General features: G+C 61.3%; 29 protein-coding genes and 2 pseudogenes. 21 read left to right on the top strand and 10 right to left on the bottom strand.

The genetic code is table 11. From position 1 onward, the window contains the following. Positions 1 to 367 precede the first annotated feature (367 nt). On the bottom strand, positions 368 to 1,069 hold the full coding sequence (locus ACR65J_RS09650; protein WP_440168129.1) for a TetR/AcrR family transcriptional regulator: 702 nt from the start codon (positions 1,067 to 1,069) through the stop codon (positions 368 to 370). Positions 1,070 to 1,236: 167 nt separating this feature from the next. On the opposite strand from ACR65J_RS09650, the gene ACR65J_RS09645 reads away from it, so the two are divergent. The 3 genes from ACR65J_RS09645 (at position 1,237) to ACR65J_RS09635 (ending at position 3,738) form a co-directional block, all read left to right on the top strand. Next, positions 1,237 to 2,220 (top strand): NAD(P)-dependent alcohol dehydrogenase, encoded by a 984-nt coding sequence (locus ACR65J_RS09645; RefSeq protein WP_440168127.1) that lies wholly within the window; start codon positions 1,237 to 1,239, stop codon positions 2,218 to 2,220. Between the two features lie 14 nt (positions 2,221 to 2,234). Further along, positions 2,235 to 2,963, top strand: coding sequence for a DUF4386 domain-containing protein (locus ACR65J_RS09640; protein ID WP_440168125.1), 729 nt, complete (start codon positions 2,235 to 2,237; stop codon positions 2,961 to 2,963). A 271-nt stretch (positions 2,964 to 3,234) separates the two neighbouring features. After that, positions 3,235 to 3,738: a hypothetical protein gene (locus ACR65J_RS09635; RefSeq protein ID WP_440168124.1), complete on the top strand. Its 504-nt coding sequence runs from the start codon at positions 3,235 to 3,237 to the stop codon at positions 3,736 to 3,738. Between the two features lie 6 nt (positions 3,739 to 3,744). Here the strand turns inward: ACR65J_RS09635 and ACR65J_RS09630 are convergent, their stop codons facing one another. Next, the gene (locus tag ACR65J_RS09630) at positions 3,745 to 4,425 is read right to left on the bottom strand and encodes a TetR/AcrR family transcriptional regulator (protein ID WP_440168122.1); all 681 of its coding nucleotides are present in this window, start codon (positions 4,423 to 4,425) and stop codon (positions 3,745 to 3,747) included. A 91-nt stretch (positions 4,426 to 4,516) separates the two neighbouring features. On the opposite strand from ACR65J_RS09630, the gene ACR65J_RS09625 reads away from it, so the two are divergent. The 4 genes from ACR65J_RS09625 to ACR65J_RS09610 are packed head-to-tail and all read left to right on the top strand — an operon-like array spanning position 4,517 to position 7,235. Further along, entirely contained in the window at positions 4,517 to 5,284 is a 768-nt protein-coding gene (locus ACR65J_RS09625; RefSeq protein WP_440168121.1) for a DUF4386 domain-containing protein, read from the top strand. A gap of 12 nt (positions 5,285 to 5,296) precedes the next feature. Continuing rightward, positions 5,297 to 5,896, top strand: coding sequence for a hypothetical protein (locus tag ACR65J_RS09620; protein ID WP_440168119.1), 600 nt, complete (start codon positions 5,297 to 5,299; stop codon positions 5,894 to 5,896). Beyond that, positions 5,893 to 6,864 (top strand): NAD-dependent epimerase/dehydratase family protein, encoded by a 972-nt coding sequence (locus tag ACR65J_RS09615; protein WP_440168118.1) that lies wholly within the window; start codon positions 5,893 to 5,895, stop codon positions 6,862 to 6,864. Before ACR65J_RS09620 ends, ACR65J_RS09615 begins: the two co-directional genes overlap by 4 nt. Positions 6,865 to 6,884: 20 nt before the next feature. Continuing rightward, positions 6,885 to 7,235 (top strand): SDR family NAD(P)-dependent oxidoreductase, encoded by a 351-nt coding sequence (locus ACR65J_RS09610; RefSeq protein ID WP_440168117.1) that lies wholly within the window; start codon positions 6,885 to 6,887, stop codon positions 7,233 to 7,235. 262 nt (positions 7,236 to 7,497) lie between these two features. On the opposite strand, the gene ACR65J_RS09605 is transcribed toward ACR65J_RS09610, so the two are convergent. Then, a complete protein-coding gene (locus ACR65J_RS09605; protein WP_440168115.1) occupies positions 7,498 to 7,704 on the bottom strand; it encodes a ribbon-helix-helix protein, CopG family in 207 nt (68 codons plus the stop codon). A 540-nt stretch (positions 7,705 to 8,244) separates the two neighbouring features. On the opposite strand from ACR65J_RS09605, the gene ACR65J_RS09600 reads away from it, so the two are divergent. From ACR65J_RS09600 to ACR65J_RS09585, 4 genes are all read left to right on the top strand, one after another. Beyond that, the gene (locus ACR65J_RS09600) at positions 8,245 to 9,033 is read left to right on the top strand and encodes a hypothetical protein (RefSeq protein ID WP_440168114.1); all 789 of its coding nucleotides are present in this window, start codon (positions 8,245 to 8,247) and stop codon (positions 9,031 to 9,033) included. A 271-nt stretch (positions 9,034 to 9,304) separates the two neighbouring features. Next, entirely contained in the window at positions 9,305 to 10,108 is an 804-nt protein-coding gene (locus ACR65J_RS09595; protein WP_440168457.1) for an APH(3') family aminoglycoside O-phosphotransferase, read from the top strand. Positions 10,109 to 10,381: 273 nt separating this feature from the next. Next, positions 10,382 to 10,960 carry a hypothetical protein gene (locus ACR65J_RS09590; RefSeq protein ID WP_440168113.1) on the top strand — a complete coding sequence of 193 codons (579 nt, stop codon included), beginning with the start codon at positions 10,382 to 10,384 and terminating at the stop codon, positions 10,958 to 10,960. A gap of 82 nt (positions 10,961 to 11,042) precedes the next feature. After that, on the top strand, positions 11,043 to 11,507 hold the full coding sequence (locus tag ACR65J_RS09585) for a hypothetical protein (protein ID WP_440168112.1): 465 nt from the start codon (positions 11,043 to 11,045) through the stop codon (positions 11,505 to 11,507). Between the two features lie 134 nt (positions 11,508 to 11,641). On the opposite strand, the gene ACR65J_RS09580 is transcribed toward ACR65J_RS09585, so the two are convergent. Further along, positions 11,642 to 12,517 carry a LysR family transcriptional regulator gene (locus ACR65J_RS09580; RefSeq protein ID WP_440168110.1) on the bottom strand — a complete coding sequence of 292 codons (876 nt, stop codon included), beginning with the start codon at positions 12,515 to 12,517 and terminating at the stop codon, positions 11,642 to 11,644. 233 nt (positions 12,518 to 12,750) lie between these two features. On the opposite strand from ACR65J_RS09580, the gene ACR65J_RS09575 reads away from it, so the two are divergent. The 5 genes and pseudogenes from ACR65J_RS09575 to ACR65J_RS09555 all read left to right on the top strand — a co-directional run. After that, positions 12,751 to 13,992, top strand: a complete 1,242-nt coding sequence (locus ACR65J_RS09575) for an MFS transporter (protein WP_440168108.1) — start codon at positions 12,751 to 12,753, stop codon at positions 13,990 to 13,992. 38 nt (positions 13,993 to 14,030) lie between these two features. After that, on the top strand, positions 14,031 to 15,317 hold the full coding sequence (locus tag ACR65J_RS09570) for an FAD-dependent oxidoreductase (RefSeq protein ID WP_440168106.1): 1,287 nt from the start codon (positions 14,031 to 14,033) through the stop codon (positions 15,315 to 15,317). Positions 15,318 to 15,392: 75 nt separating this feature from the next. Continuing rightward, a complete protein-coding gene (locus ACR65J_RS09565; protein WP_440168105.1) occupies positions 15,393 to 16,367 on the top strand; it encodes an amidohydrolase family protein in 975 nt (324 codons plus the stop codon). 41 nt (positions 16,368 to 16,408) lie between these two features. Continuing rightward, the gene (gene catA, locus ACR65J_RS09560; RefSeq protein WP_440168103.1) at positions 16,409 to 17,251 is read left to right on the top strand and encodes a catechol 1,2-dioxygenase; all 843 of its coding nucleotides are present in this window, start codon (positions 16,409 to 16,411) and stop codon (positions 17,249 to 17,251) included. 138 nt (positions 17,252 to 17,389) lie between these two features. Further along, positions 17,390 to 18,301 (top strand): annotated as a pseudogene (locus ACR65J_RS09555) (enolase C-terminal domain-like protein); the annotation flags it as partial. 110 nt (positions 18,302 to 18,411) lie between these two features. Here the strand turns inward: ACR65J_RS09555 and ACR65J_RS09550 are convergent. The 3 genes and pseudogenes from ACR65J_RS09550 to ACR65J_RS09540 form a co-directional block, all read right to left on the bottom strand. Continuing rightward, a complete protein-coding gene (locus ACR65J_RS09550) occupies positions 18,412 to 19,026 on the bottom strand; it encodes an MIT C-terminal domain-containing protein (protein ID WP_440168455.1) in 615 nt (204 codons plus the stop codon). A 210-nt stretch (positions 19,027 to 19,236) separates the two neighbouring features. Next, a pseudogene (locus ACR65J_RS09545) lies at positions 19,237 to 19,365 on the bottom strand (translation initiation factor IF-2 N-terminal domain-containing protein); the annotation flags it as partial. A gap of 23 nt (positions 19,366 to 19,388) precedes the next feature. Next, complete coding sequence (locus ACR65J_RS09540) at positions 19,389 to 20,039, bottom strand: ABC transporter permease (protein WP_440168102.1); 651 nt, start codon at positions 20,037 to 20,039, stop codon at positions 19,389 to 19,391. Positions 20,040 to 20,097: 58 nt separating this feature from the next. On the opposite strand from ACR65J_RS09540, the gene ACR65J_RS09535 reads away from it, so the two are divergent. Together ACR65J_RS09535 and ACR65J_RS09530 are read left to right on the top strand one after the other, a co-directional pair. Then, complete coding sequence (locus tag ACR65J_RS09535; protein ID WP_440168101.1) at positions 20,098 to 21,300, top strand: hypothetical protein; 1,203 nt, start codon at positions 20,098 to 20,100, stop codon at positions 21,298 to 21,300. Between the two features lie 61 nt (positions 21,301 to 21,361). Next, positions 21,362 to 22,120, top strand: coding sequence for a hypothetical protein (locus ACR65J_RS09530; protein ID WP_440168100.1), 759 nt, complete (start codon positions 21,362 to 21,364; stop codon positions 22,118 to 22,120). Between the two features lie 25 nt (positions 22,121 to 22,145). Here the strand turns inward: ACR65J_RS09530 and ACR65J_RS09525 are convergent, their stop codons facing one another. Continuing rightward, complete coding sequence (locus ACR65J_RS09525; RefSeq protein ID WP_440168099.1) at positions 22,146 to 22,451, bottom strand: LysM peptidoglycan-binding domain-containing protein; 306 nt, start codon at positions 22,449 to 22,451, stop codon at positions 22,146 to 22,148. A 252-nt stretch (positions 22,452 to 22,703) separates the two neighbouring features. Here ACR65J_RS09525 and ACR65J_RS09520 point away from each other — a divergent pair, with 252 nt between their 5' ends. Next, positions 22,704 to 23,039 carry a hypothetical protein gene (locus ACR65J_RS09520; RefSeq protein WP_440168098.1) on the top strand — a complete coding sequence of 112 codons (336 nt, stop codon included), beginning with the start codon at positions 22,704 to 22,706 and terminating at the stop codon, positions 23,037 to 23,039. A gap of 56 nt (positions 23,040 to 23,095) precedes the next feature. Here ACR65J_RS09520 and ACR65J_RS09515 read toward each other — a convergent pair whose 3' ends face one another. Continuing rightward, complete coding sequence (locus tag ACR65J_RS09515; protein ID WP_440168096.1) at positions 23,096 to 23,377, bottom strand: hypothetical protein; 282 nt, start codon at positions 23,375 to 23,377, stop codon at positions 23,096 to 23,098. Between the two features lie 49 nt (positions 23,378 to 23,426). After that, a complete protein-coding gene (locus tag ACR65J_RS09510) occupies positions 23,427 to 23,837 on the bottom strand; it encodes a DUF732 domain-containing protein (protein WP_440168453.1) in 411 nt (136 codons plus the stop codon). 135 nt (positions 23,838 to 23,972) lie between these two features. On the opposite strand from ACR65J_RS09510, the gene ACR65J_RS09505 reads away from it, so the two are divergent. Together ACR65J_RS09505 and ACR65J_RS09500 are read left to right on the top strand one after the other, a co-directional pair. Then, complete coding sequence (locus ACR65J_RS09505) at positions 23,973 to 24,164, top strand: copper chaperone (RefSeq protein WP_440168451.1); 192 nt, start codon at positions 23,973 to 23,975, stop codon at positions 24,162 to 24,164. Between the two features lie 997 nt (positions 24,165 to 25,161). Continuing rightward, a complete protein-coding gene (locus ACR65J_RS09500) occupies positions 25,162 to 26,793 on the top strand; it encodes a M48 family metalloprotease (protein WP_440168094.1) in 1,632 nt (543 codons plus the stop codon). Positions 26,794 to 26,958 lie beyond the last annotated feature (165 nt).

Here is a 26,958-nt window from a genome sequence, read left to right as displayed (position 1 = left end):
CCGGATCATCCCCGGAAGGTCCTGAAGATTGGTTCATGGAAGAGATGCGTAAGGAGCTCTTCGTACTTTGTACGCTGAGCATACCGTACTAAGTACGACAAAGCCATAGCGCGGCGGTACCAGTCGACGGCGTACGGGCTGCGCGATAAGCCGCGGGGACCCATTGAAGTGCCGGGCCTGCATTCGCCGTGTTCCTTCGACTCCAGCTGCAGGGCACCTCCCTGTCGTTACCTGCTTTTGGGATCCATAGGCTCCGCGGACGTGGTCACTCCTGGGAATCGGCCGGCCAATCGCAGGAAGCCGGATGGTCGAGTATTCGCCCTCCGCTCTTCACCACACGGTTCGGCCGTGATGGGTGTTCGTTCCTTTACGTCGTCTGCTGCGACTGGTCCTTGCCGCTGCTGGGGATCGCCCGTGTGAGCCCGTCGAGAATGACGTTCAGCCCGAAATCGAACTCGTCCCCGAAGTCGTACCCGGGTTTGAGGACGTGCTCAGTGGCGATCTCAACGAGATGGGGGTACTGCCCGCCTGAGAAGCGTTCAACAATCGAGGCGGTCACCTCGACGGCGGCGTCCGGGCCATGGAAGGGCAGGGCGGCTTCCTGGAGGGCTGCTCCGTAGATGTAGCTGTCGAGGAGCGCGTAGGCGTGGGCCGTCATCTGCACGGAGAATCCCGCGGACCGCAGGGTAGCAAGGGTCGCCTCGTGATGGCGCAGGGTTGCAGCCCCAGGAGATGCGCGGGCCTCCAGCAGCCCCACGGCCCAGGGGTGGCGCTTGAGCGCAGCCCGCACTGCGTGCGCCCGTCGGTGCATTTGGTCACGCCAGTCCCCCGCCGGGGATGGCGGCTCTATTTCGTCGAAGACCATGTCCACGATGCCGTCCAGGATCTCATCCTTGTTGGCCACGTAGTGGTAGAGCGACATCGGCTTCGTCCCCATGCTGTTCGCGAGGGAACGGATGGTTAAAGACGCGATTCCCGACTCATCGGCGAGGTCGAGGGCGTATCTGAGTACCCTTTCCCGGCTGAGTGGAATGCGTTTCGGGGGCAGGTTTTGCGTGCTGACTGACATCGTGACTCCCAGCCGTATCGGTTTAGTACTATGTACGCTACCATAACCGTACAGCGTACGAAATTGCGCTTTCAATCCAGCATCTAAGGAGAGCGGCCATGACCTCACCGGATCAGAGCGTCACAGAAGGTCTGTTAGGACGCCCAGCGTCAGCAGGGGAAGTGCCCATGCGGGCCATAGTGCAGGAGGCCTACGGACCCGCCGATGTCCTGCACCTGGCGCACATTGCCCGCCCCGCCATTAGCGAAAAAGAGGTTCTGGTCCGTGTGCACGCGGCGGGACTGGACCGGGGCACCTGGCATGTCACCACCGGACTGCCCTACGCCTTGCGGTTGGTCTACGGCACCCGCGCCCCTAAAAACCCTGTCCCGGGGCTGGACCTTGCCGGCACGGTCACGGCAGTCGGGGCAGCCGTGACCAGGTTCTCGGTCGGGGACGAAGTCTTCGGTTTCGGAAAAGGTCCCTTCGCTGAGTTCGCCGCCGCCCGGGAAGACAAACTCGCCCGCAAACCTGCCAACCTGACCTTCGAACAAGCCTCGGTCGTTCCGGTCTCGGCCAGCACCGCCCTGCAGGCGCTCCGCGCCGCCCGCCCCATAACGCCGGGGCAGAAGGTGCTGGTCCTGGGCGCCTCAGGCGGGGTCGGCAGCTATGCCGTGCAGTTGGCCAAGGCGGCCGGGGCCGTGGTCACCGGCGTGGGCAGCACCGCCAAAATGGACCTGATTCGCTCCCTCGGGGCCGACCACGTCATCGACTACACGCGTCAGGACTTCGCTGACGGCACCGCACGATACGACCTGATTCTGGACATCGCAGGAAACCCCACCCTGGCCAGTCTCCGCAACGCCCTTACCCCTAAGGGAACCGCTGTCATCACCGGCGGGGAGGAAGGCGGATCCTGGACCGGCAGCATGGACCGGCAGCTCCGGGCCCTGGCCCTCAACCCGTTCATCACCCAGCGGCTGACCATGATCACGTCAAAGCAACGCGCGTCGGACCTCGAGCACCTCACTGGACTTATCGAAGCTGGCACCCTTACACCGGTCATCGATCGGGCCTACCCCTTAGAGCAGGTCCCGGACGCCATGCGCTACTTCGACGCCGGCAAAGCCCGCGGAAAAATCTCCATCACCATCCAAGCCCCACTAGCCTAAGAGAGAAGCCCGCCATGTCAGTATCAGCACCCTACGGTTCCCTGGACGCCACCGGCAACCGACTCACCAAATCCCTGCGTGCACCCAGCCTGGTTGCCGGAACCGCGCTGCTGCTCATGGCGGTACTGTCCGCCTGGGGCAACTTCGGTATCCTGGAAAACCTCATCACCACAGGGGACACAGCCAAAACCGTCGCGGATATCTCCGCTTCAGAAGCACTGTTCCGCATGGGCGTAGCCGCCCTGGTCGCCGTCGTCGTTCTGGACGTCATCGTCGCCGCAGCGCTGTTCGAGGTGTTCGAGTCCGTGGACCGGGGCCTATCGATGATGGCGGCCTGGTTCCGGCTCAGCTACTCAGCGGTCTTCCTCGTCGCCATTTGCCGGCTCCTGGAAGTGCCCGCACTCCTGAAGAACGACGGTGGGCAGGCGGTGCGTATGCTGGACGCCTTCGATGCCACCTGGAAAGTCGGGCTGGTCCTCTTCGCCGTCCACCTGCTGCTGATCGGCTACCTGGCCGACCGGTCCGGGTTCATGGCAAGGATCTTCGGCGTCCTCCTCACCATCGCCGGACTGGGCTACCTCGCTGATGGATTCGCCACCATCCTCGTCCCTGATTTCCCGCTTGGCTTCGCCGTGTTTGTTTTCGGCGGCGAAGTAGCACTCATGTTCTGGCTGCTCATCAGGGGCCGCCAGGTCCGGGTCCCCACCGATTCTTCCCCGGTTCCCGGAAAAGACATGCCATGAACACGCCCCTGCCCCCGGCCCGGAACATCAGCCGATCCTACGGGCGCGCCACCATGCGCTTGGACGCCCTAAGGGGAGTTTCGCTTCAGATTTGTGCCAGTTAATCCCTGGCCATCGTCGGTAAGAGCGGCTCAGGAAAGTCGGCGTTCATGCTTCTACTGGCCCTCCTGGACCTGCACGACGGCGTCGCAGTCCTTATCGGAGGAGGAAAAGACGCCACTGGCTACTCAAGCACCCGGCAGGGCAACCCTCAGCACAGAGGAAACCAACCATGAAACAGGACCACGGCCACGCAATGAATGGCCCGATCGTGCTGACCACCACCGCCACCGAAGGAAGTAGGAACGCCCAAAGGGACCCGCACGCAGGCGTTGGATTGCCTACCTTCCGCTTGAACCTGATGCGGGGCGGTTACCTGCTGATGGCAGTGGGCCTCATCATCGTCAAATGGCCCCTCCTCCGCCAGGCCGCTTCCATGCCCGTGCCTGACGGAGTGATCGTCTGCCTCCTGACAGCGATGTCGCTCCTGGCACTCCTGGGCCTCAGATATCCCATCGGGATGCTGCCGATCCTCTTGTTCGAGGTAATCTGGAAAGTGCTGTGGTTGGGGATCGTAGCGCTGCCCTACCTTCTCGCCAACGACATGGACACCGCCACGGCCGACATGCTCTTCAGCATCCTCTTCGTTGTCGCCATCCTGGCCGTGACCCCCTGGGACTACGTCTGGAAGCGCTACGTACTGACTCCCGGGGACAGTTGGGGACGAACCGCCTGACGGCGCTTACGTTCGGGTAAGCCCATCGAGCACTTTGTGAAGTCCCCATCTGTACTGCTGGGTAGAGACGTAGGTGGCCATAATCGCTGCCGCTTCAGCGGAGAGGGGGTAGCTGGTGGCCGGTATTGCCGAAAACCCCTCCAGGCGGGAGGCAATTTTCTCCGCTTCCGAAATTCCCCTGGGCCCATCACCCAGCTCTGCCGCCTCGAGGGCTATCGAGCCGAAGACGTAGACGATCAGCAGGTAGGACGCCCTCGCGGCCTCGCCGGCGTCGAGCCCGGAATCCCGAAGCGTTTCCATGAGGTGTTCGTTCAGGGCAAGAGCCCGCGGGCCGTCCATGGGCCCGCCGATCATCAGGTTCACCGCTCCCGGATGGGCGGTGAGCCGCTCCCTGAGTTCCAACGCCAGGGATTCAATGCGCTGGCGCCACGGAACGTTGCGGTCCGAGAATACGGCCAGGTCAACCTGCCCCAGCAGGTGCTCAACAATGGCTTTGATGACTGCCGCCTTATCGGGGAAGTACGTATAGACGGCGTTCGGGGCGACCCCGACCCGGGCAGCAATCCCCCGCACGGAAGCGGCATTAACTCCGCCCTCGTCGAGAAGGTCAAGGGCTGCGTCCATGATCGCGTTCTCGGTCAGGGTCCTGCGGGGCCCCGGTTTCGAACTGCGTGCCTGCGTCGTCATTAATTCCTCTCTTGACTTTCCTCTGTACAGCGTACACTATTTGTACAGCGTCCAGATTGCACGCCGTACAGAAATAGGCAGGAAGACCGCCATGAACACCGCGCCAACCACGAAACTTCGCATCACCACCGGTGGGCTGTTTGCCTTCAGTGCCCTCGCGTTCGCGGCAGCGGCCACAGCCCTGTCCGTGATGTTTGACTGGCCGGACGTATTGCGGGAGCCGGCCGAGGTGGTGCTGCCTGCCTTTACCGCCGGCGGCCCCGCCCTCGTGTGGGCCTGGTTCGCGGCGGCCTGGACCTACGGGCTCCTCGCCATCCCGATCCTGCTTCTGCCGGCAGCTCTCGGCCTGCAGGGGAATCCCATTGTGAAGGTTGCCACCTATGCCGGGGCTGCCTCGGTACTCCTGTCACTCATCGGGTTCCTGCGCTGGGTGTTCGTCGTCCCGGCACTGGCCAGCACCTACGCGACAGGGGACGGGCAGACGCGGGCTGCGGTGGCCGCTGCCTGGACAGCGCAGCACCAGTTCGGCGGTGCACTACTGGGTGAGCACCTGGGCCAGCTGCTGGTGATCGGGTGGTCCGCCGCCGTCAGCATCGTGATCCTGCGCAGCGGGATTCTTCCCCGATGGATCGGCGCCGCCGGCCTCATCACTTCCAGCATCTATCTGCTCAATCAGGGCGACATCCTCGCCACCGCCGTCCCGGGATTTCCCGTCTGGGACCTCGCCGGCCTTCTCGGCAGCACAGGTTGGGGCCTCTGGGTTGCAGGGCTCGGTATCAGCATTCTCATAAAGCGTTCAGTGGCTGCAAGGCCTGTGCTCACCACGCATTTACATCCTGCCCAGCACGGTATGGCCTAATGAACGGACATCATGACCCACACAACGACTTCGCGGGCAAGCACGATCCGTGCCTGGCTGCTTTGGACCACCAGCTTCTTGGCACTGCCAATCGGCGGATACGCCGGCACCATGATCAGTGGCCGCATCGACGACCCGCTTTCTGCGGTCATCGGTGGGGCCACCGCCGGACTCATCATCGGTAACGGGCAGGCACTGACCAGCAGCCACAGGGTCCGGCCCCTGGCCTGGATCCCGGCGACCGTCCTGGGCATGGGCGCCGGACTGGCCCTGGGCGCCGCGGCCGCAGGCTACGGCACCGCCCTTCCTGACCTTGCCCTGATGGGCGCACTCAACGGGCTCGTCCTGGGTTTCGCCCAGGCACGTGCCCTTCCACGGCAGGTGGGCCGGCACCGCTGGATCTGGGCAGCGGCCATGCCTGCACTATGGAGCCTCGGCTGGACAGTAACCACGCTGGCCAGGATCGCTGTCGATCAGCAGTTCATCGTTTTCGGCGCCAGCGGAGCCCTCCTCGTCACCGCGATCACCGGCCTCATCCTGAACCGGTTGCTACCCGTCCCGCTGCTCAACAAGCCGGCCATGTCCCCCACGAACGCAAAGGTTCAGTCATGAATACCGGGCTCCACGTCATCTTCGGTACCGGTGCCATCGGGCTGGCCGCGTTCGACGCCCTCCGGCGGCGAGGCCGGACCGTCCGTCTGGTCAACCGGTCCGGGCAGGCCACCGTGCCCGAGGGTGTGGAAGTCATCGCCGGAAACGCCGCCGACCCCGTCTTCGCCGCCCGCGCAGCCCACGGTGCCACCGTTATCTATCAGACGATGAACCCGCCCTACCACCTGTGGAGCGCACAATTCCCCGCACTGCAGACCGGAGTGCTTGCGGCGGCGGAAGCCACAGGCGCCCGGCTGGTCAGCATGGAAAACGTCTACATGTATGGCCGCCCGGCAGGACGCCCACTGACCGAAGACCGACCCAACAATGCCCACACGATCAAGGGCCGGCTCCGCGCCGCGATGGCTGAGGAACTCCTGCACGCCCACCATGCAGGCCGCGTCGAAGTAGCCATCGGCCGCGCCTCCGATTACTTCGGTCCGCGCGGCGGAGCACAATCGAACCTCGGCGACCGCGTCTTCCCGGCAGCCCTGGCCGGAAAAACCAGCACAGTACTGGGCGACCGGCACCAACCCCACACCTACACCTACATTCCCGACATCGGTGAAGGCCTCGCCGTCCTGGGCGAACACCCGGACGCGCCCGGCCAAATCTGGCACCTGCCCAACGACCCCCACACGCGCAGCACCCAGGAACTCGTTGACACCATCTACCGTCAGGCAGGCCAACAGCGAACCAGGATCCGCGCCGTCCCGCCATTTCTCCTGCGCGCTCTGGCCATCACCAGCCCCGTCGTGCGTGAACTCCTCGAAATGCAGTACCAGTTCGAAGAACCCTTCATCGTTGACAGCAGCAAAATCACCACAAGGCTCGGCGTCACAGCCACGCCCCTGGACGAGGCCATCGCAGAAACACTCAATAGCTACACCGACACCAGCCAGCCCTACCCGGAACGAGCACAGTCATGAAAAACAAAAACATGAGACCCATGGCGGGCAGGACAGTGGTCGTCACCGGCGCAACCGGAGGCATCGGCAAGGCAACCGCCCACGGTCTGGCTCTGATGGGGGCCCACGTCGTCATCATCGGCCGGGACACCAAACGCGCGCAAGAAACCGCCGAAGAACTGCGTTTGGCCGGCGGCGGAAAGGTGGACGCCTTTGTTGCCGACCTGTCTTCCCAAACCCAGGTACGCCGGCTCGCCGACGAGCTGCTCACCCTCCCCCGCATCAATGTGCTGATCAACAACGCCGGAGGGTATTGGAACACCCGCCACACAACAGTCGGCAGTGCCCGCGGCGACCCCGACGACGAGGTCGAAGCCTGCATCCGTTGTTAAACCATGCCGGTAACCGTTGATCCACAGCAGCAACACCATGAGCGTTCATGCCGTCCATTTGTTGCCATCAACGAGTGGACGGGGACCGGGCGACCGACTCCCACAAGGCGGCCGTCTTCACCGCCAATTCCGGATAGGCTTCCGCGCGCATGACAACCGTAGCCAGCCTGGCCAATGCCGAGGCCAACAACCCGACATGACGGATATGGAAGCCCGTACCGATCAACTACCTGAAGAGGGTCCTCAATGTCCAGGTACGCTGTCACGCGCCCTCAAGGCGCTTCAGCAACTCAGCATCATGACTCATTACAAAATCAAGGCCCTCGCTGATTTCACGGCGCCGCGTGTGACGCTGCAGAACCAACTCAGCACCCTCCAGCAGAAGCGCGGACTTGGACGTGTGCTCCTCGGCAGCCAACTTCTCCAGCCGCCGATCGAGGTCTTCAGGAACACGGAGATTCATAGCCATGTCCTCATGGTACAAAAACGGTACCGGCCTGGATCGCTTGGCTGCTGATCCCGGAAGTGTGGTTCCTTCCGGCCTTACTCTAATCCCCTCGAGCCGACGCCCGCTCCCATGTCTCATAACCAAGGATGATTACCAGATGGTGGCTACGAAGTTAAGAGACATAGTTACGAGAATCGTCCTTGCCATCGCGCGTCGAAGACTCTGTGGAAATTCAGCGACCATGCAGGCCGGACGCCTATTCGTTCGATGAGAGACATCTCGTTTCCCGCGGGTTACGAGACGCAGTTGCCGTCGGATCTCTTGAGCCAGTTAGGCCCGGGCGGAGTAAAGCTGGCACCAAATTCGGCATTTCAACGCTGCCTCAGGGCGGTCCTGTCATTTCGGGGGTGGCATGAGTCGAAGCTGGTCTCCGTACAACTCTTCATTGTCACGGGTTCTGTGCTGGAGGAGACTTGATGCAACGGCCCCCCATTTCGGGCCGCCCGCGGGGCCACCCGGCTGCGGGGCCTCACAGCACCCTGTAGCGGCCTTGGTGGATCGATGAGCTCCATGACACTCCTCGAAAAGGCCGCTCAGCGGCCCCTCCACCTCTTGCCCCTGCTGGCTATCGCACTGATTGGATTTCTCGGGGGGTGCCAGTATGAGTCCAAGGACGTCCCCCTCCCGTCCTCCAGTTCTCCGAATACGGAGGCTGGCACGCCCCCACCGCGGCCGGACGGCGGCGGCACCGCCACGGTCCCACCGCTGCCGAAGAGTGGCGCTATCGGCGCCGGCACGTACCTCGTCACCAGCTTTGCAGAGAATTTCGAGATTACCGTCCCAGACGGCTGGTCGGCCGACGGTGATGGCCTGGGAAAGGACGACCCGAATCACCCGGATGCGATGGGGGTCTTCGTCGGTTGGTGGCCCTCAAACCATGTGCCGAGGGACGCGTGCAAGTGGCAGGGCTCGCTCGTCGAGGTCAAGCCGTCGGCTAAGGCCTTTGTCGACGCGATGATGGCGCAGACGTCCACGTCCAGCACCCCTCCCTTCGAGGTCAAAGTGGGCGATTACTCAGGCGTCGAGTTCGACCACTCCGTCGAGGGCGACGTGGACATCAGAGCCTGCGACAACGGTCAGTTTTGCGTCCACTCGGAATATTCGAACCTATGCACACGCTGGTACTCGAGCGCCGCTGAGCGCGAAACCTACAGAGTGGTCAACCTGAACGGCACGCGTGCCATGTTCTGGGTGGTTCAATTCCACGAATCGATCCATCCGGAGCTGACGAGCCAGGCACGCACCGTCTTCGACTCAATCGTGTTCAAGCTCCGACAAGTGACCAGCTGATGCGATAGGCGATCCCGCCCTCGGGCGCCGCCTCCTTCTCTGAAACCCACCTGTACGTCTCATAACTAAGGCGCCTCAAATCCCAAGGGTTTCGAGACAGCCGGGGTGTGTAGCGTTTAGGGCACCTTCACCGGGCATTTATGCGGGCGGGGTATACGGGACACCTCGAAATCCGTCCTCGCAAAGCCGCACGTCAGAACCAGGTTGTCGCAGTTAGGGACCGGCTTACGGGCGGTCGGTGCAGCCAGGTAGGACCTACCATCGAGGAGTGATAGAAGAACAGGTCAAAACGCTTCGACGACAGTATTCGGGCCATGGCTGGACTCCAATCAGCATCGGCTGCTCTGGCGCACTGGTTTATAGGCTGGACGGAGCCACCGACCTGTATGTGAAGGTTGGCGGCCTGACAAATAAACACGACGCCGGGTACGACCTGGGCGCCGAGGCGGAGCGTCTGCGTTGGCTTGCGAAGGTTGGGATTCCTACGCCGGAGGTCGTCGAGTACGACGTCTCTGACGACTGCGCCTGGTTAGTCACCACGGCAATAGCCGGCCGTTCCGCCGCCGAACACTGGCCGGCCGACCAGCGCACTAACGTGATAGACGCACTAGCCGATTTCACCCGCACGCTGCATGACCTTCCGATCGAGGATTGTCCCTACGAACGGAACCTCGCTGTCATCATGCCTGCCGCCGAACATGCAGTGCGGCAGCATTTGGTTGATCTGGACCGGCTGGACCCCGCCTATGTGGATTGGACACCGCAACAACTCCTCGATGAGCTTTTCGCCACCGTTCCCACCTCCGAAGACTTAGTTGTCTGCCACGGTGATCTCTGTCTGCCGAACGTACTGCTCGACCCCGACACGCTCACGATTACAGGGCTCGTCGACGTTGGTCGCCTAGGGAGGGCCGACCGGTATTCCGACCTCGCCCTGGTCACCAGGAGCATCACCAGCGCCCAGAACCCCCAGTACGGCCTACACCACGCGGATCGGTATCTCACCCGTTACGGCATAGAACAGGCCGACACCAACCGCCTCACCTTCTACCGGCTCCTTGACCAGTTCTTTTAAGAATGAAGGGGGTCCCCGCCCGTAGCGTCCGGTGAGGGATCATTTGTGAGACCGGTCCCCACCGTGCCTATTTTTTGCACATCCCGCCGGACGAGGTCCGCCTCAGACCGAAGCGCCTGCAACCGACGTGTCAGTGGTAACGCATATTCTGTGATGATGGGCTTTACCCGGAAGATCGATTCAGCAGAGCCCGTGGATCATGGATCGTCCACCGTGAGCCACTCTGCTGGGGCCAACCGCGGAATGGTTGTTGATGCGCTCTAAGGTTGGATGATGGGGAACGAAAACGGACGCTCGGATCACGAGAAACACCAAGACAGTGCCAGTGAACCTGACTTATTTGCTCAAATAAGGGCCAGCTCGAACTGGCATGCCTGCCGCCAGCTGTACCTCGGATGGACCCGGCAACAAACTATTGAGCGGATGCAATCCGTCGCACCAGGGTTCCCACTCGAAGCCTATGAACGGGAACTCACTCGCGCGATGGAATGGGCGGAGAAAAACAGGCAAAACGGTCTCCGGCGCCGGCAATTAGAAATTGAGGAAGCCAAGACTCTGGATGTGCTGAACGCAGTATTCGTCCTTTACCTCCTCAATACGAGATACGGCAGCCACTACGTCCAGGATGGTCTGGGCTATATCGACATACAGCACGAGCTGGGCAGCCTTTTCTCGTCACAGGAGATCGAAGCGGCCAAGCACAGAGCGGACGACGTTATCAAATACGCTTCGAACCTAGTCTGGCGCTCCTGGGATGGCCCCCACTTAGAAGACCTGCGAGCAAAGTTTCCCGAGTGCAACGACAACAACCTTTCAGTAGCAATCGGGCACGCGTACTGGCTCAACCGATAGCCAGTCCCTGTGAAGGATGGGCTTACGGGCGTGGAGCTCGCTTGGCTAGGTGGCGAGGACCTGGAGGTGGAATTATGCCGGTATGGCGAAATTCCACCGGTTCCAGTCGAACTATGTCGGGCGCACAGGCGCCCCTGTCGGCGTATTCGTGGCGGTCGACCATCTTCGACGCGTGGGGCGACTCAGCGAGGAGGAAGTCGCCTGCTACGCCTTTACCGATGCCTGGTTTCAGGAGAACCTGCCCAACCCGCCGTTTTATGCGGATGGGAACACCATCGGCGCGGTTACCTGGTTCAAGGAGCAGACAGACGGTATGGCGGAGCGTCTTCGGCCGCTTCTAGAGATGCTTGAGGCAAAGAGCGTTTTTTGGGAGTGCGAAACTTCAGCTGATCCTGGTGAGATCGTTTATGAAGATCAGTGGCAGGTGGGCGTCATTCCTTCATCGCGGTTGGCGATGACACCGTTGCCCTATCCCGGGAAGCCCGGGCCCAATGATTGGTTCGAGGTCCGTGAACGCTACCTGCAGGTCGGCCGGGCTGGGCAATAAATCGAGCGCCCGGTTGAGGATCCCCTTGCGGGCTCAGCTCATGCGCCAAATAGCGCCGCCAGAACGCCGCCACTTATCGCCGAAAGTCACAAGCGTGGCCGCGCCCTAGGGAATTCCCGGGTGAAGCCATCGGGCTACCGGAATGTTCTCAGGATGATGTCCGCAACCTTTTTAACGATGTCGCGAGTGACAGGTTGGCGGACCATCCAGGTTTCCAGCGCCATGGTGGGCTCCTTGAGTTGCTTCCACTGCCAGTCCGGCAAGAGGCGGTTGGCGCTGGCCTCGGTCAGCATCACAGCTACCGATGACGTTGCGTCAGCGCAGGCGCGGGCATGCTCGTTGAAGGTGGCAATTCGCCAGGCGGGGGTTACTCCTAGCTCATGTGATGTGGCTAGTAGGCGGTCATGGCCGAGTGGGAACTGTTCCCGCGAATGAATCAGCACTCGTTGGTCGTGAAAGTCGGACAGCCGGCAGTGCTCCTCCTCTTCATTCGCCGGCAGGCCGGGACGTAAGGCAAGGCCGAAGAATTCTTTCCTTACGTGCCCGCCGACAAGGTCTTGGGAGGGCTCCTGGTGTACGAGGCCGATATCCAGACGCCCTTCCCGGACCATTCTCAGCTGGACGGTGGTGTCTCCATCGGTGAGCTCAAGCTCGGCGAGGGGAGCCTGATCCGCCACTGCCGTCAGAAGCCGGTCCACCCACTCACCTGGCAGCCCCGGAGCGAGTCCAAGCGCGACGGGCTGCCGCACCGGCCCCGCTTGACGCGCTACATCCCTCGCCGAACCCGCCATGGCCAGCATTGTGAGCGCATGCTTATGCAGGGCAACACCGGCGGGGGTCGGGAAAGTGCCCTTAGGCAGCCGTTCAAACAACGGTGTCCCGCATTCATGTTCCAGCAGACGGATCTGACGGGTTAAGGCCGGCTGGGATATGAGCAACTGTTCAGCGGCACGGGAAATCGACTTTTGGTTGAACACCGCCACGAAGTAGCGCAGTTGTCGAAGTTCCATGCTCGGCTTCCTTTCCAGTGGGCACCATCTGAAGAACGGCCTGGTGCCATAACTTCAGGGTATGCCCCGGCGTGGAAAAGGGTATTGGATAACGCTGCTCAGGGGCTTCTATATTGTGATGTGTGACATAGACGCACGCCGCTAGTTATGGCTCCGGATCTAAGCGTCACAACAGGGACCAGCTGCAGCCCTCCCCTTTCCCTTCTGTCAACTGCCTCAAAGAAAGAAAGTCAATGACGACTTCGCTACCCGCGATCCGCCAGTCCCCATACCGTTGGGTGATCCTGACCTTGGCCTGGGCTGCCTTCACCATGACCTCTGTTGACCGCGCTACGTGGGGCCCCGCTGCGAGCTTCGTGGGGGAGGACCTGGGCGTGGCTGTGGCCGGCCTGGGCTTGTTCGCCACCACGTACTACATCGGTTACGTCGTTTCGAACCTGTTCGGTGGTTTCCTTGCCGACTGGCTTGGTGGCCGGCTCATCGTCGGGCTGAGCATTCTGCTCTCTGGTTCCTTCATGCTCGCCTTCGGCGAATCGACATCCAAAGACATGGGTCTTGTGTTCCAGGCGTGCGTCGGGTTGTTCGCGGGTGCAGAATTTGGCGGCGGCGTCCGGTTGATCGCCAACTGGTTCCGGCCAGAGAAGCGTGGCACGGCCATGGGTATCTTCATGACAGCAACCTCTCTCGGTCTCGTGATCGCCAATGCTGTGGTTCCTTCCTTGATCCAACAGTCGAGCTGGCGGACTTCCTACCACCTGTTCGGGTTCGTCTCCCTTGGCCTCGGTGTTCTCTGCCTGATCTTCCTGCGCGGCGGAAAACGTCAAGCAGAACCTCAAGAGAAGACGCGGCCCCAGATCATGCCACTCCTGCGGAACAGGAACCTCCTCATGCTCGGCCTGGCCGGTTTCGGCGCCCTCTGGGGCACCTACGGTTTTGTCACCTGGTCAAACCTGCTCATGACCAAAGGCATCGGCATCAGCCCGGTTCAGGCTGGAGTTGTCGTCGTGATTTTCGGTTCCGCGGCTATTTTTTCGAAGCCCCTTATCGGTTTCGTTTCTGACGCGATCAAGTTGACCCGGCGGAACCTCACCATCATCATCCTGTTGGCGTTCTCGGCCACCCTTGTTGCTTTCAGCATGGCCACCAACAACGTGCAGTTCCTCTGGATTGCACCGCTGCTCGGCATCGCCGCTTACGTCTACAGCCCCATCATGCTCGCCATGATCCCCACCCTGGCCGGCGAAAAACTTGCCGGTTCCGCTGCCGGCGGCATCAACGCCTTCTGGCAACTGGGGAGCACCATCGTTCCCACCGTCATCGGCATGGTCTTCGGTGCCACCTCCTCCTTCCAACTCGCTTTCCTGACCCTGGCGGCAGGGCCGCTGTTGGCAGTGATTCCCATGCTGGCGATCCGCCCGGTGAACGCAGCCACTGGCAAAACCGTCCCGGTAGCGGCCTCCCAGCCGGCCCGGTAACACCCCGAATCTTAAGCAATACCTTGAAAGGCAATACTTTGAATCAGCAGTACGACGTCATCATCGCCGGCGGAGGATCGGCTGGAGTCGCTGCAGCCATTGGCGCCAGCCGCGCCGGGGCCCGCACCCTCCTCCTTGAAAAAGGACCTTGCCTGGGCGGAGCCGCCACCCTGCGCAACGTTGTGACCTATGCCGGGATCTTCACGCAGGAAGATGAGCGGCAGGTTGTGTTCGGCGTGATGGAGGACGTTTATGCCAGGCTGCGTGCGATGGGCGCTGTCAGCGCGCCCCGCAAGTACAACGCAGTAACGGTGGTCTTCGAACCCGAAGACGTCAAGTTCGTTCTCGACGAGCTCTGTGCAGAAGCCGGCGTCGACGTTCGGCTACACACCCTCATCGTCGGCGCCGAGGCAGATGATGCCGGAACGATCACCTCAGTGCGCGTCGCAGACCACGAAGGACTGCACCACTTCACCGCAGGAGCCTTCGTGGATGCCACCGGTGACGCGGACCTGGCTTGCCACAGCGGTGCCGAAGTACGCTATGGCCGCGACGGGAAGGTGCAGAACGGCACCCTGGGCGTCCGCTTCGGTGGGATCCCGCTCGACGTGGACGCCGGACGGGCCGCACTCAAGAAAGCCGTCACAGCCAGCAAAGCGGCAGGCATGCCAAACCTTCTCGCTGAAACCGGGCTGGTCGCCCGGCTGCCTGTCTCCGGGGACATCATTACCTACCTTGTGGACGAGGGCTACGACGCCCGCAGTGCAGTGGACACCAGCCGGGCCGAAGCCCACGCGCGCCTCCAGGCGCAGGCCTACCTCCAAGCGCTCAAGACCGTCCCGGGGTGTGAAAACGCCTACATCGTCTCCACGGGACCCGAACTCGGCACCCGGGAATCCCGCCATGTCGTTGCGCCCCTGCGCCTCACCGAAGAAGATGTCCTGCTCCCGGAACCCCGTGAAGACACGGTCGCTATCGGGGCCTGGCCCATGGAGTACCACCCGGGCCCCGGCGTCCCGTCGATCTGGAAGTTCATCGCCGACCCCGGTTACTTCGGTATTCCCCTGGACTGCCTCAAGAGCGTGAACCGGACCAACCTCTTCGCCGCCGGCCGCCTTCTTGATGGGGATCAGGCCGCAGGATCTTCGTTGCGGGTCATGGGAACCGCGTTCGCTACCGGCCACGCAGCCGGCATCGCCGCCGCCCATATTGCCCTCGGCAAGCCCTGCGACACCTCCTCCGTGCAGACAGAACTGCAACGCCAGGACGCCAGGCTCCCGCTCCCCGTCACCACTGCAGCTCGTACCGAAGTGGCTGCTTCCTAGTCCTTCACCAACCACATTTCCTGGGTGGCCCATGCCCCCGATCCCGCTTCACCTATGTCAAAGGAAAGAACTTTCATGGTTTCCAAGATCGCCCTTGAAGAGCACTTCGGTGCTACCGACCCCAACATCGTTGCGCAGTCAGCGGAACACTTCACCGCCGACGCCTGGCCGGCACGTCGGGACATGCTGCTGGACATCCACGAAGACCGGCTTCGGCTGATGGACCAGTGCGGCATCGAAAAGTCCGTACTGTCCCTGCTCTCACCCGGCATCCAGTCCCTTCATAATTCCGAGCAGGCAGTGGACTGGGCGAAGCGCCTGAACGATTACGCCGCCAAGCAGGTCTCCAACAACCCTGATCGTTTCGCTTCCTTCGCCGCGCTGCCGATGCAGGACCCCGACGCCGCCACCGCGGAACTGCGCCGGGCCGTGACGGATCTGGGTCTGGTCGAGGCCTTGGTCAACGGCTACTCTCAGGTCGGCACGGAAGACATTGTGGTGTACCTGGACGACGCCCGGTATGCCGAGTTCTGGGCCACGGTCGAAGAACTCGATGTGCCCCTGTACCTGCACCCCCGCGACCCGCTGGCTTCGCGAAGCCCGCAGTACGACGGTCACCCGTGGCTTTACGGGTCGACCTGGGCCTTCTCCGTTGAAACCGGAACCCACGCGCTGCGGCTCATGGGCAGCGGACTGTTCGACCGGCACCCCGGAATCCAGATCATCCTCGGCCACCTGGGCGAGCTGCTGCCTTTCAACATCTGGCGCACCGACCACCGGGTGGCCGTCGCCCCCCGCGGCATCTCCATCGAGAAAACCTTCGGGCACTACCTACGGAACAACTTCTACCTCACCACGAGCGGGAACTTCCGCACCCCCGCGCTGCTGAACACCATCCAGGAAATCGGTGCAGACCGGTTGCTGTTCTCCTCCGACTACCCGTTCGAGCGGATGGACGAGGCAGCAACCTGGTTCGACAACCTCGAACTCAACGAGAACGATCTGACCAAGATCGCACGCACCAACGCAGCGAAGCTCCTGAAGCTCTAGCGCACCCACGACAGCCACCTGAAGTATTAGGAATAAAAGACATGAGCGCACAAGCAACCGCTGCCGCCTCCGGCGCCAACGCAACACAGCGATTCCGTGAGAACAAGCAGACCAGCGCAGTCGCCAACCAGGAGCGTGTAGCCCTGCTCGCCGGCCGGTTAATCAAAGCTGCAAACGACATCGTGCTCGAAGAAAGGGTCACGTACGAGGAGTACAACGCCCTCAAGGCCTGGCTGATCCAGGTCGGTGAGGATGGGGAGTGGCCGCTGTTCCTCGACGTCTGGCTGGAGCACTCCGTTGAGGAGGTCGCAACCAGCCACCGGAAGGGCAACAAGGGATCCATCGAAGGTCCCTACTATGTCCCGAACTCGCCGGAACACAACAGCCCTGCCACCATCGAGATGCGGCCGGAAGAAAAGGGCACCCCGCTGCTCTTCCAGGGACAGGTGCGCAGCACCGACGGCAGCCCCCTTCCGAACGCGAAGATCGAGCTGTGGCATGCGGACGAGGACGGCTTCTACTCCCAGTTCGCCCCGAACATCCCGGAGTGGAACCTGCGCGGGACCTTCATCACCGATGAAGAGGGCAACTTCCAAATCAACACGATCCAGCCGGCCCCCTACCAGATCCCCACCGACGGGGCCTGCGGCCAGCTCATTGCAGCAGCAGGCTGGCACGCCTGGCGCCCCGCCCACCTGCACCTGAAAGTCTCAGCCCCCGGTTACGAACTGCTGACCACGCAGCTCTACTTCCCCGGTGACCCGCACAACGATGACGACATCGCCACGGCCACCAAACCGGAGCTGATGCTTGACATCCAGCCAGCCGCCGGCCGCCAGGGAGTGCAGACCAGCTACAACTTCGTCCTGGACCCCGAGGCCTAAACACGGGAAGAAATGGGCTAAACCCTGAACTGCCGTTGCGGGATCCGCCCCCAAGGATCCCGCAACGGCTCTCCACGAATACCTGAGTCCATGCCTGACCCCTGCTTACACGCACATCCCAAGCCGGAAGAACCGCCCGTGAAAATCGAACGGATCGAAGCGATCCCATATGCGATCCCGTACACGCATCCCCTAAAGTTCGCCAGCGGGGAGGTCACCACCGCAGACCACGTCCTCGTCCGCGTCTTCACGGACGAGGAAGTCGTGGGAGTCGCTGACGCTCCACCCGGCCCTACACCTACGGAGAGACCCAGGACTCCGTCACGGCGATCATCGACAAGGTCTTCGCGCCACAACTCTTGGGCCCCGAGATTCTGGACCGGGAACGAATCCACGCGGTACTGGGCCGGACCGTTAACAACCACGTCGCCAAAGGATCAGTGGACATCGCCGTATGGGACGCCATCGGTAAGACCCTCGGGACACCCGTGCACAAGCTGCTCGGCGGATACAGCGACCGGATGCGCGTCAGCCACATGCTCGGCTTCCGCCCACCAGAGGAACTGCTCAATGAGGCGCTGCGTTTCGGCGAACTCTACGGCATCACCACTTTCAAGCTGAAGGTAGGGCGCCGGCCCCTCGCGCTGGACCTAGACGCGTGCCGCGTGCTGCGGGAAGGGCTGGGGGAGGACGTCGAAATCTATCTCGACGCCAACCGCGGCTGGACGGCAAACGAGGCCCTCGAAGTCCTCCACCGCACAGAAGGCCTGGGCCTGACACTGCTGGAGGAACCCTGCGACGCCAAAGAAGTCATGAGCCGCCAGCGCCTCGTGGACAAGTCACCAATACCAGTGGTGGGTGATGAATCAGTCCCCACCGCCGGAGACGTCGCCCGCGAGCTGTTGTCCGGAAGCTGCAACGCCATCTGTATCAAAACCGCCCGCTCCGGATTCACCGAAGCCACCCAAAATACTCGGGCTCTGCACCGGTTTGGGAGTCGATGTGACGATGGGCAACCAACTCGACACTCAAATCGGTGACGGCACGACCGCCGACCGGGATGCCCTTGGGCTGGCGGTTCAAAAATGCGTTCACGGCCAGATTGTGTGCGGCTGCCCTTGTAAGTGCGCAAATTAAGTGTGCTTAGGACGGCATGACGCTCACGTTTCCTCGTCTAGGGGAAGGAACGTCACGTAAAAGGGGCGGACTTTCCGGTACTCCTGCATGCGGTGTGAAATCTGGAGCGGATCCGAAGGAACGCGTTCGAAAATATCAAGCCCACGATCGAGGAGAATTCTCCAGCCGCTGTTGGCCACGATCGTCCGCCAGTGAAGATCGGATTCGATCCTGTATTCAAATCGCAGCGGCGTAGCTTTCATACTTGCTGCTACTCGGTCCAAATACCGGGTCTGCGACAGGTCTTTCTTTTCGTCGCCGTCTTTGTCCCGCTGCGTCCTAAGCAGCACCGAAGTCTGAACCCTGCCCCCTTGAGCGCGCACGAGGTCTTCCAGTAGTTCCAACAGATTTCGGACCTGATCCAAGGTGATGATGAAAGGGTCTGTGATTGTGATTTCAGTGGCATCGATGAGATAGGGAACAATCAGCTTTTCGAAGCTGATTCCAGTGTCGCCACGTTTGAATTCGACGTGCTTCTGTTTCAAAGCCGCACTGGATACCGACCCCGATTCCCCTGGGCCATAATCCTCGATCGCATGATGAGTGGGTTGAAGCGTGGTCTCGCGTGTTGTACCGTCCCCTGGTGTTCCCGGATTCATTCGAGGCCCGACCTGTTCAACCAGAAGTGCCCCGCTTTGCGGCTCGCCTGGTGGGGCGATAGAACGCCGCAGTGCGAAGGGATTGTTCCCCGGCCTCGGGCCGCCTGGTGGCCACGTCCTCTCTACCGGTGGAGGGGACAACTGGTCAGCTAATTCCCTCATTCGAGGGGTGAGTGCCGCTCCAGATGCTGCCCATCCGCGGACCTGAGTTACGGTGGCTGAATCCAAAGTAGAAGACGTTGAACGGCACGGAGTCCCTGATGAACGAACGAAGGTGACCAGGTCCTTGGAAGCGAGGTTAAGCTCTTTGGCGAGTTCATGAACTCTCAGTTTCGCCATCGTTGCATCCCGTTCCTGACGTTCTAATCGACATTGCGCCCAATTTTACGGCCCACTTGAATTCGCCTTTCGGACTTGCGGCCGATTGTCGCGATAGCAGCCCTTACCGACCAATCTCCAAAGACATTCCGCAGTGAGACCCGGGACGTGTACTGGATGCTGCCGTGCCGGAACAGCTTCACCGCCAGGGCGATGGCCGCGGTACCGAGGATGAACAGTTCGGCGATGACGACTGCCGCCTCTCCCCCGCTGAGCGAGCCGAGGCCGTTCCGCAGCATGGCGGTCACCGGTGCTGAGAACGGGAAATGGGTGAACAGCTGCGCGACCGGAGAACCGGGGTCGCTGAGGATGAGTGGGATCGCATACAGGGGCACGAACATCATCACAACGATCGCGCCGAACAGGCCGCTTGCTTCCTTGGCGGTGGGCATGACCGAGCCAATGGCGACCAGCGTCCCGGCGAAAAGGACGAAGCCGCCAACCAGCAGCAGCGCCCCTACGATCATTGCGGAGGGCTCTGGAACGAGTGCGGCCAGGGAGATGTCGGGGATGCCGGCGTGTCCGCGCAAGAGGATGAAGGCGGCGGCAGCCGGTATTCCTACGGTGAGCATCTGGACTGCGCCGGTGGCCAGGATCGCGAGGATCTTCCCGACAATCAGTGACGTCGGGTTCACGGAGGTCAGTCGGCTGCAGCAGAGCGTGTTGGCTGTCCGTAGGATTCGTGGATGAGCTTTGAGCAATGCAGAATCAGTTGCCGTCATGTACTGCCAGCGATGCGCTGTGAGAGCACGGTGGCCAGTGCTTAAGCCCTGGAAGTTTACGTGCGGCAACATCCAGGCTGACGAAGAGGGCTATTACTGGTTGCTCAACGGCGTTGAGCGAAGAGACAGGAACGACAGCCTAGACGTACTGGAGCGGGATCTGGACAGCATTAGCGCTACACACATGCGACAGATGTACCGGAAACTGCAGAAACATCAAGGTTCGGATTGGGCCTTCTCCGATATGGTTATTCGCGCTGGCCAGGAGCCTCAGGTGCCCCTGGACTTCGATCCTCGCGATCTTGAACTCCTGCCCGTCACCGGCGTCAGCTTCTCCTTTGATGAGGGGGAAATCCTGCTTGTAATTGAATGTTTCGTAGAGCATTCCAGCAAGTACAACACTGAGACTGACCTCGATGTAGCAACTCTGATATGGCCTCTACTGAGCAGAAAACGCCTATCGCTTATAAGTGCTGAAGTCGAACCATACCCCGATGTCGGCAGGTTGATAACCGTGAGGATCGGATTCAACCCCCGCAGCCGCTGGTTATCCGAGCTGTACGCCGATGGTCTGGATATCAAAGCGTTGCTTGAGGCGTCATCCGGTGACCTAACCCGCGAAACGGTCGCAGAGTTGATACGAAGCGGACACGTCACAGCGCTACTCGGCCAACCTGAAGGCGACTGGCTCGAGGCAAAAAGTCAGCACGCTGACCTCACAACGGAAGTCGGAAAGATACGTCTCGCCCAGTGGGTTTCTCAGTTTGCGAATGCCCGTGACGGTGGCGTAGTAGTTTTGGGGCTAGCCACAAAGAACAGGGGCAGCGGAGACGTGATCACCAAAGTCACGCCCTTGCCGCGCGAATCCGGAATCCGTAGAAAGTACGTCCAGGTCCTCGATTCCAAGGTGATACCACCGATCGAAGACCTTCGTGTCGAAGTTATAGCTCACGGCGGCGACGATCTGGTACTGATCGAAGTGCCCCCTCAAACCGAGGAAAACAAGCCCTTCCTCGTTCATGGCGCCGTCATCGAAGGAAAGGCCCAGGGAACCTTCTTCTCAATTGTGCGACGTCGGAACGATGAAATGGCATCCACCCATCCGGCAAATGTCCACGCCAATCTCACGGTTGGAAGGGCTCTACTACGACGAGGCGAGTTCCCCAAGACTTAGCCATGGCAGCATGCAGTAGGGCGGTTCCTTACCGCGCATAGACCGTGGATAGAGTGATGCCATGAACGGTAGCGGGACTCAGAAAAAGGGGAAATCCAAAAGTGAGCAGCCTGAATACTTAGCAAGTGCCGATTACACACTTCGCGCGGCAAACGCTGTTCTGGCGGTCGACCTCCGGGAGGTGCCAGTAACGCGAGTCAGTCAGTTTGCCGTCGGTTGGCTTCGAGCAGCTTTCGAGCAAAGCCGGAGCATCGCGGTTCTTACAGCATCCGGATTGGGGTACGCAGCTGCTCCCAATAGGCGCGCGTTCTGGGAGTTGACCATTCGTTTTCTCTGGCTAGCAGGCATGCCACAGTCAGAGCGTGCTTTGGCAGCCGACACGATGCTCGACCACGAACGTAAGACGGAAACCAAAACTGACGGATATATGCGGACAAATGGCCTCCCCTCGGACATTGACGTCGCTGAGATGGCAGCGTTCGTCTTGAACGTTTCTGAGGACAAACTGGTCGCATCACAGGCGACAAACCTTACCCACGCTGTAAAAGGCGCTGGTACCAACCTCTGGATGGTTTACCGCCTTTGGAGGGAGGACTCGACTTGGACCCATGCCACGGGCTTCCTGGCTGGTAGCTACGCTCCGACCAATGATGGCGACATGATGGGGAACGGCGAGCCTCCCCACATTGACCGGAATTTGGAGGCGCACAAAATCGCAACGGCGGTCATCACGGCGACCGTTGCCGATCTTCTCCTAGACGAAGGTGCCCCCAGCAACTTGGCTGGAGCCCCGTTGTCGGCCTTTCTACAAGCGAACTGACTGAATCCACCCGTCGCCCAGCCCATTAGGCGTACGGGGACGAAGTTCGCGGGTGGATGCTCTGATCGGGGTAGATGATCGTGCCCATGTTCATGTTGTTGGCTGCGAAAACGGCCGCAAGGCTGACGCCGTGCCGGAGCGCGATCCCGCTCATCGTGTCTCCGGCGACGACGGTGTAGGTGCTGGTCGAGGACGGTTGCAGTGGTGCATGGAGGGCGGACGGGGCGGCGGCATACGCGGAGGTTCCGCTGATCAGGGTGGACAGGGCAACGGCCGACATGGCGGCCCCTGCGGTGACGGCGACGCTCAGGCGGCGTGCGGGCTTGCTCATGGGTGGTTCCTCTATCGTGGCGGCCCGGCCGCACGTGTCGGTCGGCGGGTCAGGGCAGTGGAGAAACCACCGGCGGAAATCCGACGGTGGTCTCGGCGCGGTGCACGGGAGGCCACGAAGGCCGCGCCGGGTCACCTCACGTTATGTGTGCGGTACCGATGCTTAGCCTAACCGCAGCGTTTTTCACCCCTCGTTTCGCCTTTAGGGAAAACCACCCTTGTCCGGCCCTTGGTGCGGGTCCATACCTCCTGGATGGACGAGTCGGAGCGCCGCATCCGGGAGGAAAAAGCCCAACGTGAGGCGGCCGAGGAAAAACGTCATGAAAACGCTGTCAAGCATGCCCTTCCGGCATGGGGCTTCGCTCCGGCTCCCCTAGCTGGTTTCGTGGGCTCGGGAATTCTGGAATTTGGCAGGCTTGAGTGCTACGGCTCCATGACTGGGGGCTATCGACGGATCGCGGACCATTGGTGGTGCGACATGATTCCGGTTTCAGCGGCCAACGACTCCAACTACGGAAACGTGCTGGGATTCGTGATTGGCCTTGTCGCCTACGCCGTCATCTACGCAGTGGTGTACCTCAGGTCCTGACAGCAGGCGGGTTACGCCGCGTCGCGCCGGCTGAGCCGGTCAGCGATGTACGTCTCTTAGAGTTCCCGGCGGGTGGGCAGGATGATGAGCTGCACGGCCACGATCAGGACCAGTGTGGCCCAGTAGGAGGCGGTGGTGTCGCCATCCACGGAGCCGACCTTCTCCAGCCAGGGCAGCATCAGACCGTCCAGGAAGTGGGTCAGCGGGAAATGCAGGATCAGCAGGACGCCGCAGGCAAGGGACCGGGCCTGGCTGATGAAGATCCCGTCGGCGCGGGCGCAGGTGACCAGGGAGATTGTCGAGATAGCCGCCACGATGGAGCCCACGACGACTGTCAAGACGGTACACGCATGCCGAGCCGACGGTCCGCCTGTAGCCGGCCCTGTCTCACTTCACGGTTGAGCAGTACACCGTCTTGGCGGCGACCAGAAGTATCAACGCGTCGTTCTGGCTAAGCCCGTGGGCCTTGACCTTGTCCAAGGCCGCCTGGGCGGAGACCCCCGCAGCAAGGTCTGTGCAGATTCCCCGCCCCATGGAGATCAAGGTCGCGTCATCGATGCTGGAAGGGACCATCTTCCGGGCTCCTGAAAGGAAAGCCTGGTCCAAAGTGGCATCATCAATCGTTCCCTTCCCCAGGGGCTGAGTTGTCACCGACGCAGTCGCGGAAGGGGTGACCGTCTGTGTGGGGCTTGGGGAGGCGGGCACAGTATCAGCTGCTGAAGGCGCTGCGGCTCCTGGCTGTGAAGAACAACCTGCGAGAAGCAGAACAGCGGCAATACCCAGGACGGCAATCTTCATCGGGTTCTTTCTTTCAGTTTCGAGCTGCACGACTCCATCATGCTGGCTCGACGGCTATAGCTCTGGCATTTACCCTGTCAGCCTGTTGCCTGACGTCAGCGACCGACCGATGGCAGCGGGCGAAGACATTCCGAGATTCAGACGGCAGTCGGCCTATCAAACCTGGCCTGGATGGTCATCGTCGCCGTAACCGTTCTCCTGGAAAAGACCTGGACCCAAGGCCGCATAGCCAGCAAGATCGTCGGAACTGCGCTCATCGTATTTGCGGTCTTCGTCCCGGCAAACCCCGAACTCCTGCCCGGACTGTATTCAGCTGCACCGATGTAGCTCCCGCCGCTGGAGAGCGGATCGACGGAACCGGTTGAGCCCAGTACAGAAAACCTGGCAGGCCCGAACACAGCGGCGGGAACCGGGCCGCGACGCACACCAACCTGGGCGTCTGCATCACCACCTATGCAAACTGCGTCATTTCCCAGTCCCTGACGTAGTCGACCGGACCGCAGCGGCGGGTCCGAACACCGGTGACCTCGACCAGTAACCCACATTGATGACCAGAAAGTACGGCGCTGCGCCGTCGCGGGTTGTGTAGGACTGCAACAGCCTGCCGTCGAAATAGACGTCGTTTCGGCCCGCGTTCCGGTGCAAGCCACAGGTGTGCTGACTCGGACTATGCACCTTCGGGCGGTGACGGTACGACAGCTCTGCCACGCAAATCGGACCCGGTATACGCCTCATGCAAAGTCATGTCAAGCTTTGTCAACACTACTCACGCCAAAAGCCGCTGACATGCGGAAACAACGTGCCCGAGGTGGGACTCGAACTAAATTCCAGCCCCTGCAAACACTGGGAACCCGCGAAACATGCGGAAACGGCGGCAGTACGAAGGCAGTAAGACTCCATCCGAAGCAAAAAGTGTGGACAACGTCCACACTTTAATTCTGACCCTTCAGAGAACTCAAACCCCACGGCCACACCCTTCAAGGACAGGGTGCGGTCTTTCTTTGTCCTGACGCAATCGTCACTCGTCGCTCTCGCCTTTCCTCTCCCCTCAACGCGGCGCACCAGTCCTGCACCGCGCGGCCACCGTCGAACGGTCCACATCCCTCAAGGACGCGCAGCACGCCGGGCGTCTATCGCCCAATGAGCTTCGAAACCGGCCCAACCGTCACAACTTATGACGCTCTCTACCATGTGCCGCAAGGCCTTTCGTCATCGGCAGGGCTGCCAGCGGCACTTTCTAATGAAAGGGCCACCGAATAACGCACCGATAACGCGGACCATTCAAACTAGGGTCAGATTTTGAGCCCGTCACTTGGGGTGTGAAATGAGTACGATACCGCGCAAACCGGACGCGCCGCCGGGTGCCGGGGTCCAGACCTCCGTTGCCGCTTCCGCGGCGCAAGAGTCTCTACCGGAGACGCCCACATCGAACGTGCCCGTTGTGGATGTCCGCGAGCTGGAACACCCCTACCAATTCAGTCGGTTTCTGCTGGCGCTGTCATCCACGGTTATCGTGTTCGGGGCATTAGCGCTTTGGGGCTTCATCATCCTACCCGAACTGGTGGTGCCCTACCTGGCGCCCGTCGTCACCTTCGTTCTCATAGCGGCACTCTCCATATGGGTGCTGGTCCTAATCCACCGTTCTCGGTTACTCGGCAGCGCAGTGCTTGTGGCGCCCGAAACCCTCCCGCGGCTTGCCGTGATTATCGAGGAGGTGCGGACCAGCCTGGACTACCGGCGCCGGGTTGACGTCTACGTTGCGGAGAAGGCATCGAGCCCGGCTACCACGTGGAATTTCCTGGGAACGCGGATCATCCTTTTGGAGGGCGGCCTCGTCGCAGACCTTCAGGAGGACGAAAAGCGTCCCCAGCTCGTATTCCTGCTGGGTTCCCAATTCGGGCGGTTAAAGGCACGCCACCGGCAGTTTACGCTGCTGGAGGCATGGCTAGATGGTCAAGAGAACCTAAAGTTCCTCAACCTGTTCCTGGCCCCGTACTTCAGGGCCACGACATATTCAGGCGACCAAATCGGCACAGCGTGCTGCGGCGACATATGGGCGGCAGCAGCCATGATGAACCGTCTCTTAGTGGGCAAAGAGCTGATTCCCAGTCTAGAGGTCAGCGGAGTCTTAGATCAGGCGGCAAGGGTGAGCTCCCGTTGGCTGCCGCGATTGGCCCAACTCGCGATGAATGAGCCGCATCTGACCAACCGCTACCTGAACCTCATGGCGTTCGCGCAGCGGAAGTTCCCCGATGCGGCCCAAACGTACTTTGACACTTTGGAACCAGCCACACGCGAACGCTTGATGCAGGTAATCGAACGGTCCCCGCACCGGCGGAATGCTGCCGCTGTGCGACGGGGCGTGCCGGCACTCATCGCCGCCGGGGCGACGCTGGTCGCATTGGTCTTGGCAGGCATTGTGGGCACCCAGGTCAAGGTGCTGCTGCTGAGCAATGAGACGGATGGGCTGGTGAAGCCGGAGGAATCCATCCCGCCTAGGAAGACCCCCGAAGCTGTACCACCCACCGCGGCTGAAGTGCTGCTCAGCCACCTCCCGGAGTCGTTCAACGGCCGATGCCGCCAGGAAAGCGAGCAGGATCCCGCCCAGGCACAAGGCCTGGTAGTCGAATTAGCCTGCACACCCGCTTCCGGCGACCCTCACCGGATCTACTTCCAGCAGTACGAATCGGTCCAAGCTGTTGAACAGGTTTACTCATACCTGAGCGGCGGAACGACGATGCCGACAAGCACATGCCTTTCCATCAATCCGGGCCGGGGCGTCTTCATCGACGGGGCGACGACCACCGGCAGGTATGCATGTTACAAGACCAATGCCGGCGAGAACGTCTACCTCTGGACCGATCTCAAGCTGGGTATCGTGGGCGCGGTCGCCGATTCGTCAATGACGTTCATCGAATTGCGTACGTGGCAGGGCGTTAATGCCCAGTTGAGGTAGCGATAAAACTGCGTGACGGGCTGGACCGTAACTATTCGCCCGAGGGCCACAAAACAACCGCAGGCCAAAAGTTTCTTTAGAAGTCCAAGGCCTTCTTACGACGCTTGCCTAGGAATCAGGCTCCGTCAGGTGTCGGGCGCTCCACGAGAAAACACGTCTTGGGAG

The organism is Arthrobacter sp. SAFR-044 (assembly GCF_059414985.1).
The sequence above is the reverse complement of the archived record's forward strand: the minus strand, read 5'-3'. Positions and strand labels throughout refer to the sequence as shown.

Coding starts and splice junctions, on each gene's coding strand:
- ACR65J_RS09610 (WP_440168117.1), top strand. CDS start 6,885: ATGGCGGGCAGGACAGTGGTCGTCACCGGCGCAACCGGAGGCATCGGC.
- ACR65J_RS09615 (WP_440168118.1), top strand. CDS start 5,893: ATGAATACCGGGCTCCACGTCATCTTCGGTACCGGTGCCATCGGGCTG.
- ACR65J_RS09520 (WP_440168098.1), top strand. CDS start 22,704: ATGGACGAGTCGGAGCGCCGCATCCGGGAGGAAAAAGCCCAACGTGAG.
- ACR65J_RS09600 (WP_440168114.1), top strand. CDS start 8,245: ATGAGCTCCATGACACTCCTCGAAAAGGCCGCTCAGCGGCCCCTCCAC.
- ACR65J_RS09605 (WP_440168115.1), bottom strand. CDS start 7,704: ATGGCTATGAATCTCCGTGTTCCTGAAGACCTCGATCGGCGGCTGGAG.
- ACR65J_RS09575 (WP_440168108.1), top strand. CDS start 12,751: ATGACGACTTCGCTACCCGCGATCCGCCAGTCCCCATACCGTTGGGTG.
- ACR65J_RS09635 (WP_440168124.1), top strand. CDS start 3,235: ATGAAACAGGACCACGGCCACGCAATGAATGGCCCGATCGTGCTGACC.
- ACR65J_RS09500 (WP_440168094.1), top strand. CDS start 25,162: ATGAGTACGATACCGCGCAAACCGGACGCGCCGCCGGGTGCCGGGGTC.
- ACR65J_RS09640 (WP_440168125.1), top strand. CDS start 2,235: ATGTCAGTATCAGCACCCTACGGTTCCCTGGACGCCACCGGCAACCGA.
- ACR65J_RS09620 (WP_440168119.1), top strand. CDS start 5,297: ATGACCCACACAACGACTTCGCGGGCAAGCACGATCCGTGCCTGGCTG.
- ACR65J_RS09550 (WP_440168455.1), bottom strand. CDS start 19,026: ATGAATCCGGGAACACCAGGGGACGGTACAACACGCGAGACCACGCTT.
- ACR65J_RS09645 (WP_440168127.1), top strand. CDS start 1,237: ATGCGGGCCATAGTGCAGGAGGCCTACGGACCCGCCGATGTCCTGCAC.
- ACR65J_RS09565 (WP_440168105.1), top strand. CDS start 15,393: ATGGTTTCCAAGATCGCCCTTGAAGAGCACTTCGGTGCTACCGACCCC.
- ACR65J_RS09650 (WP_440168129.1), bottom strand. CDS start 1,069: ATGTCAGTCAGCACGCAAAACCTGCCCCCGAAACGCATTCCACTCAGC.
- ACR65J_RS09525 (WP_440168099.1), bottom strand. CDS start 22,451: ATGAGCAAGCCCGCACGCCGCCTGAGCGTCGCCGTCACCGCAGGGGCC.
- ACR65J_RS09530 (WP_440168100.1), top strand. CDS start 21,362: ATGAACGGTAGCGGGACTCAGAAAAAGGGGAAATCCAAAAGTGAGCAG.
- catA (WP_440168103.1), top strand. CDS start 16,409: ATGAGCGCACAAGCAACCGCTGCCGCCTCCGGCGCCAACGCAACACAG.
- ACR65J_RS09630 (WP_440168122.1), bottom strand. CDS start 4,425: ATGACGACGCAGGCACGCAGTTCGAAACCGGGGCCCCGCAGGACCCTG.
- ACR65J_RS09625 (WP_440168121.1), top strand. CDS start 4,517: ATGAACACCGCGCCAACCACGAAACTTCGCATCACCACCGGTGGGCTG.
- ACR65J_RS09590 (WP_440168113.1), top strand. CDS start 10,382: ATGGGGAACGAAAACGGACGCTCGGATCACGAGAAACACCAAGACAGT.
- ACR65J_RS09510 (WP_440168453.1), bottom strand. CDS start 23,837: ATGAAGATTGCCGTCCTGGGTATTGCCGCTGTTCTGCTTCTCGCAGGT.
- ACR65J_RS09585 (WP_440168112.1), top strand. CDS start 11,043: ATGGCGAAATTCCACCGGTTCCAGTCGAACTATGTCGGGCGCACAGGC.
- ACR65J_RS09580 (WP_440168110.1), bottom strand. CDS start 12,517: ATGGAACTTCGACAACTGCGCTACTTCGTGGCGGTGTTCAACCAAAAG.